General features: G+C 64.7%; 17 protein-coding genes and 1 tRNA gene. 7 read left to right on the top strand and 11 right to left on the bottom strand.

The window, feature by feature from the left end; all coding sequences use genetic code 11:
- Window position 1: 1 nt before the first annotated feature.
- The 4 genes from ABTV91_RS15550 to ABTV91_RS15565 form a co-directional block, all read right to left on the bottom strand.
- Window positions 2-442, bottom strand: coding sequence for a GtrA family protein (locus ABTV91_RS15550; protein WP_433852228.1), 441 nt, complete (start codon window positions 440-442; stop codon window positions 2-4).
- On the bottom strand, window positions 439-2,304 hold the full coding sequence (locus ABTV91_RS15555; RefSeq protein WP_433852229.1) for a hypothetical protein: 1,866 nt from the start codon (window positions 2,302-2,304) through the stop codon (window positions 439-441). Before ABTV91_RS15555 ends, ABTV91_RS15550 begins: the two co-directional genes overlap by 4 nt.
- 85 nt (window positions 2,305-2,389) lie before the next feature.
- Complete coding sequence (locus ABTV91_RS15560) at window positions 2,390-2,722, bottom strand: prepilin-type N-terminal cleavage/methylation domain-containing protein (RefSeq protein ID WP_433852230.1); 333 nt, start codon at window positions 2,720-2,722, stop codon at window positions 2,390-2,392.
- Window positions 2,723-2,865: 143 nt separating this feature from the next.
- Window positions 2,866-3,210 (bottom strand): prepilin-type N-terminal cleavage/methylation domain-containing protein, encoded by a 345-nt coding sequence (locus ABTV91_RS15565; protein ID WP_433852231.1) that lies wholly within the window; start codon window positions 3,208-3,210, stop codon window positions 2,866-2,868.
- 413 nt (window positions 3,211-3,623) lie between these two features.
- On the opposite strand from ABTV91_RS15565, the gene ABTV91_RS15570 reads away from it, so the two are divergent.
- Genes ABTV91_RS15570 through coaE form a run of 3 tightly spaced genes read left to right on the top strand, consistent with a single transcriptional unit; the run spans window position 3,624 to window position 6,421 of the window.
- Window positions 3,624-4,886 (top strand): type II secretion system F family protein, encoded by a 1,263-nt coding sequence (locus ABTV91_RS15570; protein ID WP_433854205.1) that lies wholly within the window; start codon window positions 3,624-3,626, stop codon window positions 4,884-4,886.
- 7 nt (window positions 4,887-4,893) lie between these two features.
- Window positions 4,894-5,757, top strand: coding sequence for a prepilin peptidase (locus ABTV91_RS15575; RefSeq protein ID WP_433852232.1), 864 nt, complete (start codon window positions 4,894-4,896; stop codon window positions 5,755-5,757).
- 43 nt (window positions 5,758-5,800) lie between these two features.
- The gene (gene coaE / locus ABTV91_RS15580; protein ID WP_433852233.1) at window positions 5,801-6,421 is read left to right on the top strand and encodes a dephospho-CoA kinase; all 621 of its coding nucleotides are present in this window, start codon (window positions 5,801-5,803) and stop codon (window positions 6,419-6,421) included.
- A 53-nt stretch (window positions 6,422-6,474) separates the two neighbouring features.
- On the opposite strand, the gene ABTV91_RS15585 is transcribed toward coaE, so the two are convergent.
- From ABTV91_RS15585 to rimK, 4 genes are all read right to left on the bottom strand, one after another.
- Window positions 6,475-7,818, bottom strand: coding sequence for a sensor histidine kinase (locus tag ABTV91_RS15585; RefSeq protein ID WP_433854206.1), 1,344 nt, complete (start codon window positions 7,816-7,818; stop codon window positions 6,475-6,477).
- Window positions 7,811-8,488, bottom strand: a complete 678-nt coding sequence (locus tag ABTV91_RS15590; protein ID WP_054667261.1) for a response regulator transcription factor — start codon at window positions 8,486-8,488, stop codon at window positions 7,811-7,813. The genes ABTV91_RS15585 and ABTV91_RS15590 overlap by 8 nt, the downstream gene beginning before the upstream one ends.
- A gap of 128 nt (window positions 8,489-8,616) precedes the next feature.
- Entirely contained in the window at window positions 8,617-9,081 is a 465-nt protein-coding gene (locus ABTV91_RS15595) for a hypothetical protein (RefSeq protein WP_433852234.1), read from the bottom strand.
- 193 nt (window positions 9,082-9,274) lie between these two features.
- Window positions 9,275-10,150, bottom strand: a complete 876-nt coding sequence (gene rimK, locus ABTV91_RS15600; protein WP_433852235.1) for a 30S ribosomal protein S6--L-glutamate ligase — start codon at window positions 10,148-10,150, stop codon at window positions 9,275-9,277.
- A gap of 655 nt (window positions 10,151-10,805) precedes the next feature.
- On the opposite strand from rimK, the gene ABTV91_RS15605 reads away from it, so the two are divergent.
- From ABTV91_RS15605 to ABTV91_RS15615, 3 genes are all read left to right on the top strand, one after another.
- Window positions 10,806-11,405, top strand: coding sequence for an ATP-dependent Clp protease proteolytic subunit (locus tag ABTV91_RS15605; protein WP_433852236.1), 600 nt, complete (start codon window positions 10,806-10,808; stop codon window positions 11,403-11,405).
- Window positions 11,406-11,464: 59 nt separating this feature from the next.
- Window positions 11,465-12,085 (top strand): glutathione S-transferase family protein, encoded by a 621-nt coding sequence (locus ABTV91_RS15610; protein ID WP_433852237.1) that lies wholly within the window; start codon window positions 11,465-11,467, stop codon window positions 12,083-12,085.
- Window positions 12,086-12,151: 66 nt separating this feature from the next.
- The gene (locus tag ABTV91_RS15615; protein ID WP_433852238.1) at window positions 12,152-12,760 is read left to right on the top strand and encodes a LysE family translocator; all 609 of its coding nucleotides are present in this window, start codon (window positions 12,152-12,154) and stop codon (window positions 12,758-12,760) included.
- 121 nt (window positions 12,761-12,881) lie between these two features.
- Here the strand turns inward: ABTV91_RS15615 and ABTV91_RS15620 are convergent, their stop codons facing one another.
- Complete coding sequence (locus tag ABTV91_RS15620; RefSeq protein WP_433852239.1) at window positions 12,882-13,301, bottom strand: DoxX family protein; 420 nt, start codon at window positions 13,299-13,301, stop codon at window positions 12,882-12,884.
- A 138-nt stretch (window positions 13,302-13,439) separates the two neighbouring features.
- Between ABTV91_RS15620 and soxR the strand changes: the two genes are divergently transcribed.
- Window positions 13,440-13,901: a redox-sensitive transcriptional activator SoxR gene (soxR, locus tag ABTV91_RS15625; RefSeq protein WP_433852240.1), complete on the top strand. Its 462-nt coding sequence runs from the start codon at window positions 13,440-13,442 to the stop codon at window positions 13,899-13,901.
- 298 nt (window positions 13,902-14,199) lie between these two features.
- Here soxR and ABTV91_RS15630 read toward each other — a convergent pair.
- Window positions 14,200-14,273, bottom strand: a tRNA-Gly gene (locus ABTV91_RS15630).
- Window positions 14,274-14,438: 165 nt separating this feature from the next.
- A complete protein-coding gene (locus ABTV91_RS15635; protein WP_433852241.1) occupies window positions 14,439-16,277 on the bottom strand; it encodes an autotransporter domain-containing protein in 1,839 nt (612 codons plus the stop codon).
- Window positions 16,278-16,288 lie beyond the last annotated feature (11 nt).

A 16,288-nucleotide genomic window follows, 5' to 3' on the forward strand; every position in this document is an offset into this window, starting at 1 on the left:
CTTACACCAGATTCTCCCCGCCGGCGATGATACGCGAGCGGACCATGAACAGCAGCGATCTACGGGCCAGATAATTGAAGGCAAAGGTCGCGCCTGCGGCAGCCAGCTTCACCATCTCCGGCAGCAATCCCAGTTTTGTTGCTCCCAGCCACAGGACCATCTGGGTGACCCCAAGTCCCGCCACACCGATGCCCACGAAACTGAGGAATTCAACCAACGGCGCGCGCTCCAGCGCGCGTTGCCGGAACACCCACCGGATGCTCAGCAGGTATGCGGTAACGGCACCAGCAACAAAACCTGACGTGGCAGCCCATCCCAGCGCCAGATGGAACAGCCTGAGGCCACATGACAGCACAGCCATGTCCACCGCCAACGCCACCACCGATGCGATCAGATAACGGACCAAGTCATGGTCCGCGATACGCCCCCAGAACTTCTTCACTCCCCACTCCCCGTACCCTGCACAAGCAGGCTGTTGCAGGCGTAGAGATGATACGCCCCAGCATTCCTCCGCGATGGCACCCACGTCCCAACTGGAGCACTACGCAGGCGGTACGGCAGTACGACGAAGGCCAAGGCCCCACTTGCCTGCTCGCAGGCATTGCGGATGGCTGCTTCATCGGGCTTGCAGCGGATGTATGGCTCATCCGGCAGAACTACCAGGCGACAATCCCGTCCACCGCCATCACGCACATGCATCTGCTCCTTGCGCCTGAATGCCTCCATAGAGGTTCGCCGGCTGAACACGATTCCCGCCATCTGTGGCGAACTGATATAGCTCGGTCGCCTCATCACACTCCACACTGGCAGCACTTCTCCCAGCCAAAGCAACTGGGCATCGGGAGCAACCTCGACACCAAACGGAGGCTCTTGCGGTTGCGTGTCGGTGAAATCGCGCTGGATCGGCGGCCGTCCATCCCATTGCAGGAACGCGCATCCCCCGCCAATGATCAACACCCCCCCCAACAGCTCCTTTCCCCGGCCCTTTTTCCATAGCCAAATACCGACGACAACCGCAGGAACCAGCCATATCGGCATCAGGTTCTCAGCCAACCGGCTAAGCCAGAATCCACTCATCACCCCTTGCCATGGAGGCAACAGCAAAATCGCCTGACCAAGTACGTGGGCGAACGCCATTCCCATCACCGACAAGACCAGCATGTTTTGAATGCCTGGGCCGAGATGATGTTCCAAGCGTGGCCAAGCCAGGTACAACAGCGCGATCCCAGGCATGAGCGGATGAGCCGCTCCCGGCAGGAAACCCAGCGCTATGACGCAGGCAAACAACCCGATACGCCGCCAGCTGGAGGTACTCCATAGAACCAACCCCAACCACGGCAGCACCATCATCGCAGACCAATGCAGCAGCCAATGCACCCGCCAAAACTGCAGGCGCGCCGGCCATGCCAAGTGCAGGGCATCGACCAGCAGAAAGCTGAGCAAAACCAGGGCTAAGCTCGCGACCAGCACTGATCCCAGATAACGCCGGAGAAGTCCCTGCGCATACCAGAAGGCCACCGCTACGACGAACATATCCGTCAGCAGGTAATACCAGTCGCCGACACTGGCGTTTCCCAGGAACACATGCGCGCTGCGCAGCATCACCTGTGCGCGCCACTGGGCATCCATGACTTCGAACAGGAAATGCCATTGCGGCGCTAGCGCCCCCAATGCGACCGTTCCCGCCAACGCCCACAGCGCATGCAACCAACGCCGGTCTCCTGCTACCAGCCATAACCATGCGACAACGCCTGCCGGCAACGCCTGCAATGGATGCATGGCCACCGCGACAAGCCCAACGATGGCTGCTACCCAGCAACGCCCCGAAACCACCAGCATCAACGCAAACAGCGAAAGCGGCTCGGCAAACGTTCTACCAGTCAGGAACGGCTCGGCGTAGTGGAATACTTCCCAGGCACCATAGCTGGAAGGAAGCAGAAGCAACGCCAGCAAACCGTAAAAACCAGAATCTCTTGGCAAGAGCCTGGCCACCAGCCCCCAGCTTGCAAACCAGAAGGCACCGAGGCCGATGGCAGAAAGCCAGATAAAGACGGCCCCGTATCCGACATGTTCAGCCAGCCTGGCAACCAACCAAGGAAAAGCCGTGAAGGACGCCTGACTGCCATAGATGAAAAACAAGTCGTGCTGGAGGGACTCTGGATACAGATACTCCAGCACCTGCCCCAGGTACAGGAGGCTGTCATGCCCGATACCAAGATATCGCCCCTTCAGCAGAGCAAGACACACCACCAACAACCCCGCCGCTGCAAGCTCCACGAGCCGCGCTCTGGCCAACTTCAGCACACGCCCTCCTGGAGCAGGGAGCACGCCGGCCGACGGTTCTGACGCACACACCCCATCTTTCTGGATATTCAATCAGGACGGAAACTCAGGAACCTACGGTGCAGTTACCAGTGTTCATGTCGCAGGTGGTGAGCTTGATGCCCGGAGCTTTCGGCGTGCCGGTAATGTTCACGCCGATGGAGCTCGCATCGTCTGCCAAACTGCACGCTCTCTTTGGTGCAGAGTTTGGACTCTCTCCGTTCTGAATGGTGGCAAGTGCGAAATTCGCGTAATTTTTCATCTCTGCCTGACATGCACCTTCGGCAGCCTTGATGCGATAACTGTTGTATGCCGGCAAAGCAATAGCAGCCAGAATGGCGATGATCGCGACCACAATCATCAGCTCGATCAAAGTGAAGCCCCTTTCCCCGTTGGACATGACACCTTCCCCTGCTTGATTGGATGAATATGGTCGACTGGAGCACCAGCAAAAATCAGGCCATCCGGATCCAACCCTGGACAAAAAAGAAAGCCCCTCGATTGTTGGAGGGGCTTCCATGACACTTTAGCTCACGAGAAGCATCAGGTCGGCTTGTTGCAGCTTGCGCTGGCGTTGTCGCACACCGTGGACTTGGTGCCCGGAGCCTTCGGCGTAAACGTCGTGCTACCGCTGATCGTGGCACTGGTCAGCGTCGCGCTTGCCGATGAGCAAGCCTTGGCCGGGAACGACGGGATCGAATCCATTTCACCCTGGATGGCCGCCACGGCCGAATTCATGTATGCCTTGGCTTCGGCGGCGCAGGCGCCTTCGGCAGCACGCACGCGATAGTTGTTGTAGGCCGGCAGCGCGATTGCCGCCAGGATGGCGATGATCGCAACCACGATCATCAGTTCGATCAGGGTAAAGCCCTTCTGCAGCTTCTTCATTGGTACATCCCCTAGAGGTTGGTGGTAAAACGCGGAGGGCCGTCGCCCGCCCGGTATGGAGTTGCACAGCAGGATACGTGCCAGGATGCCCGCAGCCGCCATGGCCCCCGGTCGCCATGATGGCAGCATTCACTGGGAAGAAAAGCTCTCGTTGATGATTCTGCGACAAACCCGGCAAGGTGACGCAGCACGTCACATTGCGCCCCAACCTCAGTCTCCATGCTGCTACAGTTGCCACAACCGGTTGCCGAGGGAACACCTAGCTCACCTCTCTGGAACCTAGGCGACCCAGCCTCAGACATGGAGCGTGATGATCGACACGCTTGCCGAAGACTGGGATGTCGCTCCTCCACGGACCAGTTACCATGCGGGAGTTATCCGGCCCGGGGAGCGGCCGGATGGGGAGAAGAGCGATGTCTGTTACCCGAAGCGCAGTGAACAACAAAGAGCCAGCCGCACGCGGCACCAGCCTGATGCAACCGTTTGTCTGGGAGGGGACCGACAAGCGGGGCGTGAAGATGAAGGGCGAACAGGATGCCCGCAACGCCAACCTGCTGCGCGCGGAACTGCGCAAGCAGGGCATCACGCCCACGGTGGTCAAACCCAAGCCCAAGCCATTGTTCGGCGCCGCCGGCAAGCCCATCAAACCCCGGGACATCGCCTTCTTCAGCCGCCAGATGGCGACGATGATGAAGTCCGGCGTGCCCATCGTGAGCGCGCTGGAGATCATCGGCAGCGGCCACAAGAATCCGCGCATGGCCAAGCTGGTCGGACAGGTCCGCGCCGACCTGGAAGGCGGCTCCTCGCTGTACGAAGCCATCAGCAAGCACCCGGTGCAGTTCGATGAGCTGTACCGCAACCTGGTACGGGCCGGCGAAGGTGCCGGCGTGCTGGAAACCGTGCTCGAAACCATCGCCAATTACCAGGAAAACCTGGAAACGCTGAAAGGCAAGATCAAGAAGGCATTGTTCTACCCGGCGATGGTCATCGTGGTAGCGATCCTGGTCAGTGCGGTCCTGCTGATGTGGGTCGTTCCTCAGTTCGAGGACATTTTCAAGAGCTTCGGTACCGATCTGCCCGTGTTCACCCAGATGATCGTGGCGGCATCGCGCTTCATGGTCAGCTGGTGGTGGCTGATCCTGCTGGTGGCGGTCGTGGGTGTCGGCGGCTCCATCTTCGCCTACAAGCGCACGCCGAAGATGCAGTATGCGATGGACCGGCTGATCCTGAAGGTACCAGTGATCGGCCAGATCATGCACAACAGCTCCATCGCCCGTTTCGCCCGGACCACGGCGGTGACGTTCAAGGCCGGCGTGCCGCTGGTCGAGGCGCTGGGCATCGTGGCCGGCGCTACCGGCAACAAGACCTACGAAGACGCCGTCTTCCGCATGCGCGACGACGTGGCGGTCGGCTACCCGGTGAACATGGCCATGAAGCAGGTGAACCTGTTCCCGCACATGGTGGTGCAGATGACCGCCATCGGCGAAGAGGCCGGCGCGCTGGACACCATGCTGTTCAAGGTGGCCGAATACTTCGAGCAGGAAGTGAACAACGCCGTCGATGCCTTGAGCAGTCTGATCGAGCCGATGATCATGGTGTTCATCGGCGTGGTTGTCGGCAGCATGGTCGTTGGCATGTACCTGCCGATCTTCAAGCTCGCTTCCGTAGTTGGATAATTGACCCATGGCATTTCTCGACCAGCATCCCGGCGTCGGCTACCCCGCCGCCGCCGGACTGGGGTTGCTGATCGGCAGCTTCCTGAACGTGGTGATCCTGCGCCTGCCCAGGCGCATGGAATGGCAATGGAAGCGGGATGCACGCGAGATCCTGGACGAGCCGGACATCTACGAGCCGCCACCGCCCGGCATCGTGGTCGAGCCCTCGCATTGCCCGCACTGCAGGCACAAGCTGAGCTGGTACGAGAACATTCCGCTGTTCAGCTGGCTGGTCCAGCGCGGGCGCTGCCGCCATTGCCAGGCGCCAATTTCCATCCAGTACCCCCTGGTGGAACTGCTGACCGCCGTGCTGGTACTTGCGAGCGTGTGGCAGTTCGGCTTCGGCTGGCAGGGCTTCGGTGCGATCGTGCTGACCTGTTTCCTGATCGCGCTGTCCGGCATCGACCTGCGCACCCAACTGCTGCCCGACCAGTTGACCCTGCCCCTGATGTGGCTGGGCCTGATCGGCAGCATGGACAATCTCTACATGCCCGCCAAGCCGGCATTGATAGGCGCGGCGGTGGGTTACCTGTCGTTGTGGACGGTGTGGTGGCTGTTCAAGCAACTCACCGGCAAGGAAGGCATGGGCCACGGCGATTTCAAGCTGCTGGCGGCGCTCGGCGCCTGGTGCGGGCTGAAGGGCATCCTGCCGATCATCCTGTTGTCCTCGCTGGTGGGCGCCATCGTCGGTTCGATCTGGCTGTACTCGCGCGGCCGCGATCGCGCCACGCCCATCCCGTTCGGCCCGTACCTGGCCATCGCCGGCTGGCTGGTCTTCATGTGGGGCGCTCCGATGATCGCCGCTTACCGCCAATGGGCGGGCCTGGCGTGAAAACGACCGCCCCGGAATGCTCCAAGGGCATGAAGCATTTCCCATGAGCCGCTTCATCGTAGGCCTTACCGGCGGCATCGCCTCGGGCAAGAGCGAGGTCACCCGCCGCTTCGAGGCGCTGGGCATCACCGTGGCCGACGCGGACGTCGCGGCACGCGAGGTGGTGGCGCCGGGCAGCCCCGCGCTGGAACGGATACGCGAGCGCTTCGGCGATGCGGTGCTGCTGGCCGACGGCTCGCTCGACCGGGCACAGCTTCGCGCCCATGTGTTCGGCAACGACGAGGAACGCAGGGCGCTGGAGGCCATCACCCATCCGGCGATCCGCGCGCGGGTGCGGGACATCTGCGAAACGGCCGCCAGCCCCTACGCCATCGCCGCGATCCCGCTGCTGGCCGAAGCCGGCGGACGCACGGCCTATCCCTGGCTGGACCGGATCGTGGTGGTCGATGCGCCGGAAGCCGTGCGCCACGCCCGCTTGATCCAGCGCGACGACATCGATGCGGCGCTGGCGACGCGCATGATCCAGGCGCAGGCCAGCCGCGAGCAGCGGCTGGCGCTGGCCGACGACGTGATAGTCAATGATGGACAGCCAGAGCACCTGCAGCCCCAGGTGGAGGCGCTGGATCGGATCTACCGGCAGCTAGCCGCGGCGCGCGCGCCCTGAGGCACCCGGGACCACGCCCGGACCATTCTGCAGACCGAAGGCAGGCGCCGCGCCTATGGCGAAGCCGCAGGCGTGAACGTCAACCTGCCAACGACGCCGCGCTCCGCGCCCGGCCGGATGCTCACTTGCCAACCATAGAGCGCGCACAACCGGCTGACGATGGACAGGCCGATGCCGCCGCCCTGCGAATGGCCGGCATGGGTACCCCGGTAACCCCGCTGGAACAGGCTGGCCGCATCCTTCTCGCTAAGGCCTGGGCCGGTGTCGATCACCTCGACCGCATCGTCCAGCACCCGCACCCGCACCTGTCCCTCCTGCGTGTACTTCACCGCGTTGCCTATCAGGTTGCCCAGTGCAACCGACAGCGCGGCTTCCGGGGCATCGATGACCAGCTCGCGCCCGCCTTCGAGCACGAGCTCCAAGGGCTTGCCGCCGAGTTGCGCACGATGCGCATCGAGCAGTTGTTCAGCGACCTTGGCGACATTGCTGCTGCCCTGCCCGCGTTCGTTGCGCGACAACAGCAGCAGCGAGCCGATCAGGTCGCTGCACTGCTGCTCGGCGCGCTGGATGCGCTGCAGGCGCAGCAGCATCTTCTCGTCCAGGCCCGGACGCGCGAGCAGCAGTTCGGTCGCGCCACGGATCACGGCCAGCGGCGTACGCAGCTCATGGCTCACGTCCGCGTTGAACTCGCGATCGCGCTGCACCACTTCGGTCAGCCGCGCCGAGTAATCGTCCAGAGTCTCGGCCAATTGCCCGACCTCGTCGTCGGTAAAACGCGGCGCAAGCGGCTCGGGATGGCTGCTGCCTCCCCGATAGGCCTGCAGGCGCGCGGCGAGATCGGAGACCGGCCTCATAACCCGCGAAGCGGACCACCAACCCAGCACCCAGGAAAGCAGACTGAACACCAGCACGGACAGGACCAGCGCGCGCTTCAGTTGCTGCTCGCCTCTGACGGACTGGCTCATGTCATAGGCGACGAAGAACCAGGCATCGGGTGTCTTGCGTACGCCCACCTTGTAGGAGAACGCCTTCCCGTCAGCGTCCTCACCACTGAAATTATGGATACCGTCCTGCAGGTGCTCCCACTCGGGATAGTCGCGGCGCAGCCCGTCCAGCTTGTCGGGACGATAAAGGAACGCGCGCATCTGCTGCACAGGTGCAATCACGTCCCGGCCGCCGCTCTGCATATAGCTTTGCCAGGAAGCGTCCAGATTGCGGTTCATCACGTCTTCGACCAGCTGGTTTTCCACGCGCATGCGCGCCCAGTTGGTGGCGAACGCGAACAATGCCGTCAGGCAGAAGCCCAGCAGCACGAACGAGACGATGATGCGGCTGCGCAGGCGACGGCGATACCGCCCGTGCCTGCGGACGACCGCCGGCGACGCGCTTTCAGGCATCGGGTGCGGCGATCCGGTATCCGATGCCATGGCGGGTCTGGATCATGGGCGCGTTGAATGGCTTGTCCACCACCGCGCGCAGGCCGTGGATGTGCACGCGCAGGGAATCCGAATCGGGCAGCTCCTCGCCCCAGACCCGGGTTTCCAGTTCCTGCCGGGTGACCACCGCCGGCGAGGCTTCCATCAGCGCCTGCAGGATCTTCAGCGCGGTCGGGTTGAGCTGCAGCAGCTTGCCCTGGCGGCGCACTTCCAGCGTGTCCAGGTTGTATTCCAGGTCGCCGGTTTCCAGCACGCGGGTATGGCCGCCCTTGCCGCGCCGCGACAGCGCATTGAGCCGCACCTCGACTTCCTGCAGCGCGAACGGCTTGATCAGGTAGTCGTCGGCGCCCGAATCGAACCCGGCGAGCTTGTTGTCCAGCGAGTCGCGCGCGGTGAGCATCAGCACCGGGGTCTGCTTGCGTGCGTCGTTGCGCAGCTTGCGGCAGACCTCGATGCCGTCCATGCCCGGCAGGTTGAGGTCGAGCACGATCGCATCGAAATCGTGCACGACCGCCAGGTGCAGGCCGGTCACGCCATCGGCCGCGAAATCCACCGTATGCCCACGGTCTTCAAGGTAGTCCCCAAGATTGGCCGCGATGTCGCTGTTGTCTTCGATCACGAGAATGCGCACGTGTGCAGGTACCTCAGTCGTGGGATTTCCGGATGACGCAATGCCATTGGTGCGGAGAATTACAGCACAGCAATCATTAAATTCTCACAACCCCCACGGCACCTCTCCATCACACCGATGATCAGCGCTCAGTTGCCGACCTTCGCATCCTTGCCGCCTTGCATGGAACCCATGAAACGGTCCGAGTCTCTCTTCATCCGTTCGCGCTCGGCCACGGTGAAGCACTGGGTCGTCGCCATATTCGACCCCACTGATTTCTCCCGCTTGCAGATCAAGCGACTGTCCGCGCGGGCTTTCGTCAGCACGCTGTTGACCAGCTCCTGGTCATTGAACACCTCGACCCTTCTTTCCGGGGGCAGTGTCTCGACGTTGCCGTCACCCACAGCCCGCGACATGCGGTCCAGGGCAGCGATCACACGCTCCCGGTCCGAAGCCGATATTTCGCTGTACACCTCTCCGCCCTGCAGATCCGAGCGGACCTTCAACTGCTGCGGCTGGAAAGGTTGCGCCGCCTGCAATGGCAATTCAGGCTGCCTGGCGAAGGCAACGGCTGGCGCCAGGCATACCATCAAAAAGAACGATTTGCGGAACATGTTCGGCCTCTTCCTTGTCTGCCCCCCACTCTAGCAAACAAATCATAAAAACAAGGCCCTGGCGCAGAGACGCCAGAGCCTGAAGATTCCCGATCACCGGACCCGCTGAGGAGGGCTGGTCGCAGTGGAGCAAGCCTATGGCCCCCGGAATTAAAGGCCCGTTAAAACCTTGCAAGCAATTCGGAATCCGGCCTCAGCGCTTGAGATTGGCGACGTAGTCGATCATCCAGCCGGCGACGTCGCCGCCGGAAACGCTCTCGATGCCCTCCAGACCGGGGGTCGAATTCACCTCCAGCACCAGCGGCCCGCGCCGGGAGCGGATCATGTCCACGCCGGCGATGCCCAGCCCCAGTGCCTTGGCCGAGCGCACCGCCACCTGCTGTTCAGCCCTGCTGCAGACCGCCGGCGCCGCGCTGCCGCCGGCATGCAGGTTGGAACGGAAATCGCCGTCCTGGGCCTGGCGGCGCATGGTAGCGACCACCTGGTCGCCCACGACCAGGCAGCGCAGGTCGGCGCCCTGCGCCTCGGCGATGAACTCCTGCACCAGGAAGTTCGCGTACAGGCCGCGCAGCGCCTCCACCGTGCCCTTGGACGCGCTGAGCTTCTCGGTGAGGATCACCCCGCGGCCCTGCGTGCCTTCGCTGAGTTTCACCACATGCGGCGGCGGGCCCAGCATGGACAGCAGGTCGTGGGTATCGTCCGGGTTGTCGCCGAACACCGTCACCGGCATGTCGATGCCCTTGGCCGCGAGCACCTGGTGCGCGCGCAGCTTGTCGCGCGCGCGCAGGATCGCGTCGGATGGATTGGGCGTGCGTGCGCCCATCATTTCGAACTGGCGCAGCACCGCGGTGCCGTAGCGGGTGATGGAGGCGCCGATGCGCGGGATCACCGCGTCGATGCCGGTCAGCGGCCGGCCCTTGTAATGCATGCTGAAATCGCCCGCGGTGATGCGCATGTAGCAGCGCAGCGGGTCGAGGATGCGCACCGTGTGGCCGCGCGCGCGCGCGGCTTCGACCAGACGCCGGGTCGAGTAGAGCTTGCTGTTGCGGGAAAGGATGGCGAGCTTCATCGCAGGGCCAGGGCAGAAAGACAGGGCACGCCACGTCCTGGCCCTTGCTTGACGCCACGATGCCCAAGCGGCATCTGCGAATGAAGCAGGTGATGGGAGTACCGCGCCACACTCAGGACGTTGAACGACAACGGGCTTCTTCCGATGGCGCCATGGAATCGCGCCCGGATTATGTACCTGGCGCCCCCCGCCGGCAACCGGCCAGAGGCCGCCTCAGGGGAGTTCGCGCAGGGCGTGGAGGGGCGCGACACCCTGTCCACCGTTGACGCCATCCAGCATCGGCGGAACGGTGCAGCGCGCGGGTAAGCAAGCGACCACGGAATGGCGCCGGGCACCTCACCGGCAATGGAGTTCGCCACTCTTCGGAAGGTGATGCAGCAGTCCCGCACACGGCCGGATGGCATTTCGCCCAGTGCGTGCCACCGGCGCAGGAGATCTGCAACCACCCGCGCTGGGGTCGTCGCAATCTGTCGCGGCCGCGCACCGCCATCGCATCCCGGCCGCCCGCTCACTCCAGCCTGGATCGCCCCGCCTGGCCTGCCACAGCCGCGCCATGCCCCGCTTGACCTAAAGTTAACATGAGGTTTTATCCTGCTGCCGCCCACGCGCCCCCACAGCATGTGCCCCTGGTCCGTTGCCCTCGGAGTTCCCTTTGATGTTCGCCAGCGATGCAGAGTCCCCCGCAGCCGTCCAGCCTGGAGGCGCCAGCACCTTTCTCGAAGAAAAGGCCTTTCGTGCAAGGACGGTGCTTGTGTTCGGCACCATCACGGACACACTGGCCGCGGAAACCGTCCGCAAGCTCCTTGCCCTGGATGCGGAATCCAGCGCGCCGATCACCCTGATCGTTTCCTCGCCGGGAGGCCACCTTGAATCAGGCGATGCGATCCACGACGTCGTGCGCTTCGTTTCGTCGCCGGTCAACATGATCGGCACGGGGTGGGTCGGCAGCGCAGCTACCCATTTGTACCTTGGAGCGCCCAGGGAGCGGCGCTTCTGCCTGCCGCAGACCCGCTTCCTGATCCACCAGCCGAGTGGCGGGGCCGGTGGACCCGCAAGTGATATCGCGATCCAGGCCGTGGAGATCATCAAGGCGCGGGAACGCATCGCCCAGGTGATCGCGCGCGAGACAGGCCAGCCCCTGGGCCGCGTCCTGAAGGACATAGAGCGTGACCTGTGGATGCCGGCCGAGGAAGCCCTGTCCTACGGGCTCGTATCCCGCATCATCCAGCGCCGCGCGGAACTCGCTCCCGCATGAAGCCCAGTCCCCCTGAACACCACGAACGCCGTTGCCCGGGCTCCCCACCGGAACAGCACATGCTCAAGATCCTTGGAAAGCGATCTTCCATCAATGTCCGCAAAGTCCTGTGGGCCTGCGCCGAGCTTGGCCTGTCGCACCAGCTCGAGGAATGGGGCAGCGGCTGCAGCGACGTAAACACGGATGCTTTCAAGGCGCTCAACCCGAACGCGATGATGCCCGTGCTGATCGACGGGGATTTCGTGCTGTGGGAGTCGAACGCCATCCTGCGCTACCTCGCCAACTGCCATGGCGGTTCCGCGCTTTATCCCCTCGAACCCAGGGCGCGCGCCCGCGTCGACCAGTGGCTGGACTGGCAGGCCTCCGACCTCAATGGTGCATGGCGCTATGCCTTCATGGCACTGGTGCGCCACTCCCCGGAGCACGGTGATGCCCAGCAGACCCAGCGGTCACTGGACGCCTGGCATCGGTTCATGCGCGTACTGGAAGGCCGCCTGGTCGATACGGGCGCCTACGTCGCAGGCGAAACATTCAGCCTCGCTGACATCGCCGTGGGACTTTCCGTCCATCGCTGGTACCAGACGCCATTCGAGCACCCCCACCTGGACGCGGTGGACGACTACTACCGGCGCATCGAACGACGCGCAGGATTCATCGCGCATTGCACCGGCGTGCCGTGACCCGGCGCAACGACCGGCCGTGCCTGCCCTCCTCTCCCGTCACCCTCAGCTCCCTGCCCGCGCCCCATGCAACCCGACCTGCTCCTCGCCTTCATGACCTATGCGCTGGTGACCTCCATCACGCCAGGACCCAACAACACCATGGTGCTCGCCTCGGGGCTCAATCATGGGTTCGCCCGCAGCGTGCCACACATCATCGGCATCAGTGTCGGCTTCGCGGCGATGGTATTCGGCGTGGGCGTGGGGCTCGGGCGTCTGTTCCTCGCGTACCCGTTCCTGTACACCACATTGCGCGTGGTCGGTGCGATCTACCTGCTCTGGCTTGCCTGGCAGATCGCCGTGGCGCAGCCGCTGCATGAGGAGGCGCCCCCCGGCCGGCCATTCGGATTCTGGAAGGCTGCCGCCTTCCAGTGGGTCAATCCCAAGGCGTGGATCATGGCCATCGGGGCCATTGCCACCTACACACCCGCCGAAGCGGGCCTGCCGGCGGTGATCGCCATCGCGGCGCTCTACGCCGTCGTCAATGCGCCCAGCGTCGCAGTCTGGGCCGCCTTCGGCACGACATTGCGTCGTTGGCTGACGGACAGGCGCCACCTGCGCGCCTTCAACATCGCGATGGCCGCCCTGCTCGTGCTGTCCCTGTATCCGTTGCTGTCCGGGCACACGCAGACCTGAACACCCCTGCCCGTCATGGCCAGCCGTTGGCACTGTGAACCGGGAACGGGCCTGCGACCGGTTCGGGCCCTTGACCACTGGCACGCACGGTCGTCCGCACCCTGAAAAGCAGACCGTGCGTTCATGCCTGCCCCTCCAAACGGCGACGCAGGCGGCTGGCGATCGCCGCCGCGACCAGACCGCCCACCAGGCTGATGTGCTCCAGCGCCCAGAACATCGCCGCCTTGGCCTGTGGTTCCGGCAACGCCCAGAAGCGGTGCACGACCAGGATGGTCAGCAGCAGGAAGACCACCAGTGCCCCCGCGCCCAGCCAAAGCGCGCGATCGAGCAGCAGCAGTGCCGAGCCGCCCAGCAGCACCGCGATGGTGGCGATGTTGAACAGCCAGTCCGGTTCCAGCCCGGCGGCGCGCATCTCGGCCAGCCCACCCTGGAAGTCGAGCAGTTTGGCCAGCCCGGAGGAAAGGAACACCACCGCCAGCAGGAGGCGGGCAACCCTCCACGCCCAGCGGCTGTCCAGGATCTTGTCAACGATGTTTTGCATGAGTGTCCGCTCTCGAAGAAGCGGCCGCGCGACAAAGCCGTGCGACCGATGGGTTGCAGGAAAACCGGCCGCTCAAAGCGGCTTGCCAGGTTCAGCGCGGGCGGACTATAAAACCTCAAGCAAAGTTGAGGTCAAGCCATGCATGCAGGGAAACCATTCGATTTCTCGCGCCTGCTGACCGTGGGCGAAGTGGCACATCGCGCGGGCGTGCCGGTTTCCACGATCCACTTCTACGAGTCGAAGGGGCTGATCGCCAGCACGCGCAACGCCGGCAACCAGCGCCGATTCGCTTCGGTCGTGCTGCGCTACATCGCCGTGATCAAGGTGGCCCAGCGCACGGGCATTCCACTGGAGGAAATCAAGGAGGCCCTTGGCCGGTATCCCCCCGGGAGCAAGCTCACTGCCGCGCAGTGGCGCGAACTGTCCTCGCGCTGGCGCGCCAGCCTGGACGAACGCATCACCAGGTTGACGCGGCTGCGCGACGAACTGGACAGCTGCATCGGCTGCGGCTGCCTGTCGCTGGACGAGTGTCCCCTGCGCAACCCGCAGGACGCGTTGGGTGCGGGAGGGCCCGGCCCCCGCATTCTCGAGCGCCCGTGACCACCACGCCTTTCCCGACCGGCCGATGGCTCACGAAGCCCGGCAAAGGCGACTGCTGCTGACCACCGGCAACTGCGCGCGGGCTTCAAGACCAGCGCGTTCCAACGGCAAGAACGCGGAGTCCAGCACCGCGCCAAAGGGATGTCGTGCAAGGCCCAGGCAATCCCGCTGCGGCGACAGACCGCATTCCTTGACGCGCTCTGCGCGGGCTGCTGGCGTGGGGAGGAAATTACCGGCTGACGGACGGATGCGCTGAGGCGCACCCTTGGACTTTCCTAGAATGCGATGGAAAGTCGATTGGAGCGGGTGAAGGGAATCGAACCCTCGTCGTAAGCTTGGGAAGCTTCTGCTCTACCATTGAGCTACACCCGCGCGGCGATGCGCAGTCTATGCGGTGGCAGGTGCCCGGTGCAACGACCACTCGCAAGGGCCGGGCTTGTCCGGCACAGGAGCTCTCCCGGCAACACCATGCGGGGCAGGCCCCGGATCCACACCCAGGAAAGGCGGCGCCATGACAGCGCCGCCTTCGTGCCGCGCTCAGAATCCGCCGCTGAACGTGGCGAACAGCGTCGCGTCGCGGGCCGACTTCTGCGCGGTGGTGGTGCTCACGCCAATATTGCTCTGCAGCCCCCACAGGTTCATCCGCGCGCCCAGCACGGCGGTGGCGTAGTTGCGGTCGAACTGCAGGCCCGGAACCTTGTAGGCGCCGACGTCGGCCATGGTCTGCAGCCAGGCGCTGGCCTGCTGGCCGTCCTCAAACTCGTGGTCCCAGGTGACCTGCGCGTAGGGGTGGATGCTGCCGCCATCGAAACGCGCCTGCCAGCCGAGGCGGCCGACGGTGGAGTCCACGTCCTGGTCGCCGTAGCCGAGCGCGGTGGCGCTGGCGTTGCTTTCGACGTAGCCGTCGAGCTTGACCTTCTGCCAGACCACGCCGGCCACCGGGCCGTGGCGGAAGCCGCCTTCCTGGCCGAACTCGTAACCGGCGTCGAGCGCGGCGGTCAGGTTGCTGCCGTCGGGCGAACCGGTGTGCTCGCGGGTGGCCGGCCCCAGCTGCACCTTGCGGGTGACGTCGTAGCCCAGCCAGCTGTAGCCGACCTGGCCGTTGACCCAGGCGCGCTCGCCGTACCAGCCGGCGAACAGGCCCAGCGTGGTATCGGACTGGGTGAAATCGCCCTTGTTGTTGCCGAAATCGGCCTCCATGCGGCCATAGCCGGCGAAGCCGCCGACCACCATGCCGCCGCGCGCCCAGTCCACGCCGAACAGGCCGGCCGGGGCGATGCCGTCGTACACGTTGCCATGGTCGTAGCGCTGCATGTCGCCGCGCACGTTGCCCCACCAGCTCATGCCGTCGGCCGGTCGGCCGGCCAGGTGGCCGCCGACCTGCGCGGCGCGCGCGCGGCCGGTGGTCTGCGCCGAATGGGTCAGCACCTGCTGCAGGCGCGGGGCTTCGAGCACCGAGATCGCGTACTGGCCCAGGATTTCATGTGCGGCGGTGGTCGGGTGCACGCCATCGGCGAAGACATAGGTGTCGGCCGCGCCGGGGGTCGTGTAGCTGAGCGGGTTGCAGAACAGCGAGGAATCGCCCTTGGGCGCCGGCTGCGTCTTGCAGGCCACGCCGCTGACGTTGGCGAAACCGTAGGCGCCCGGGTTGGCGACGATCTCCCGCAGGATGGTGAACGTATCGACAGGGATGACCTGGAGGCCGGCCTGCCTGAGCCCGCCGAACAGCGCATCGTTGTAGGCCTTGGACAGGGCCGTGCCCTGCGCCATCCCGAGGGCGCCGCCGGCGCGCGCGGCCGGGGTCAGGCCGATGTCGGGCAGGTTGGGGACCATCACGTACTGCGCGCCGGCGGCCTTCAGCATGCCCACCATGCCGACCTGGTCGGCGACCGCGCCGCCGATGATGGCCGACGCGAGCGCCGGGGTGCGCTGCACCTCGAACAGGTCGTTGGCGCCGCCCCACACGGTGTACAGCGCATTGGCGTCGGCCTTGCCGCCATTGGCGGCCAGGTAGGTGCCGAGCTGGGTCTTGAGCGACGGCGTCGGGCCGAGCCCGCCCACCGTATCCACGCCGACGCGCGCGCCGCCGACGGCGTAGTTGTCGCCGTTCTGGCCATTGCCGTTGGGCGAGGCGTCGGTGCCGTAGTGATCAGCCAGGTAATCGGACCACACCCAGCCGGGGTTGGTGGTGAAGCGGCCCACCAGCGAGGCATTGGGATCGATCTGCATCAGCACCGGGCGGAAATGGCCGGTGTCGGTCAGGCTGTCGCCGAAGAACACGGTCTTCGAGAACGGGGACTGCGCCAGGGCCGGGACGGCGGCGCATGCCAGCGCCAGGGCAAGGGCCGAACGCAGCGGGCGGGTGGAAACACGCATGGGAAACTCCT

Origin of the sequence: Stenotrophomonas nitritireducens, assembly GCF_050984405.1 — a bacterium.
GTDB lineage: Bacteria > Pseudomonadota > Gammaproteobacteria > Xanthomonadales > Xanthomonadaceae > Stenotrophomonas > Stenotrophomonas nitritireducens_B.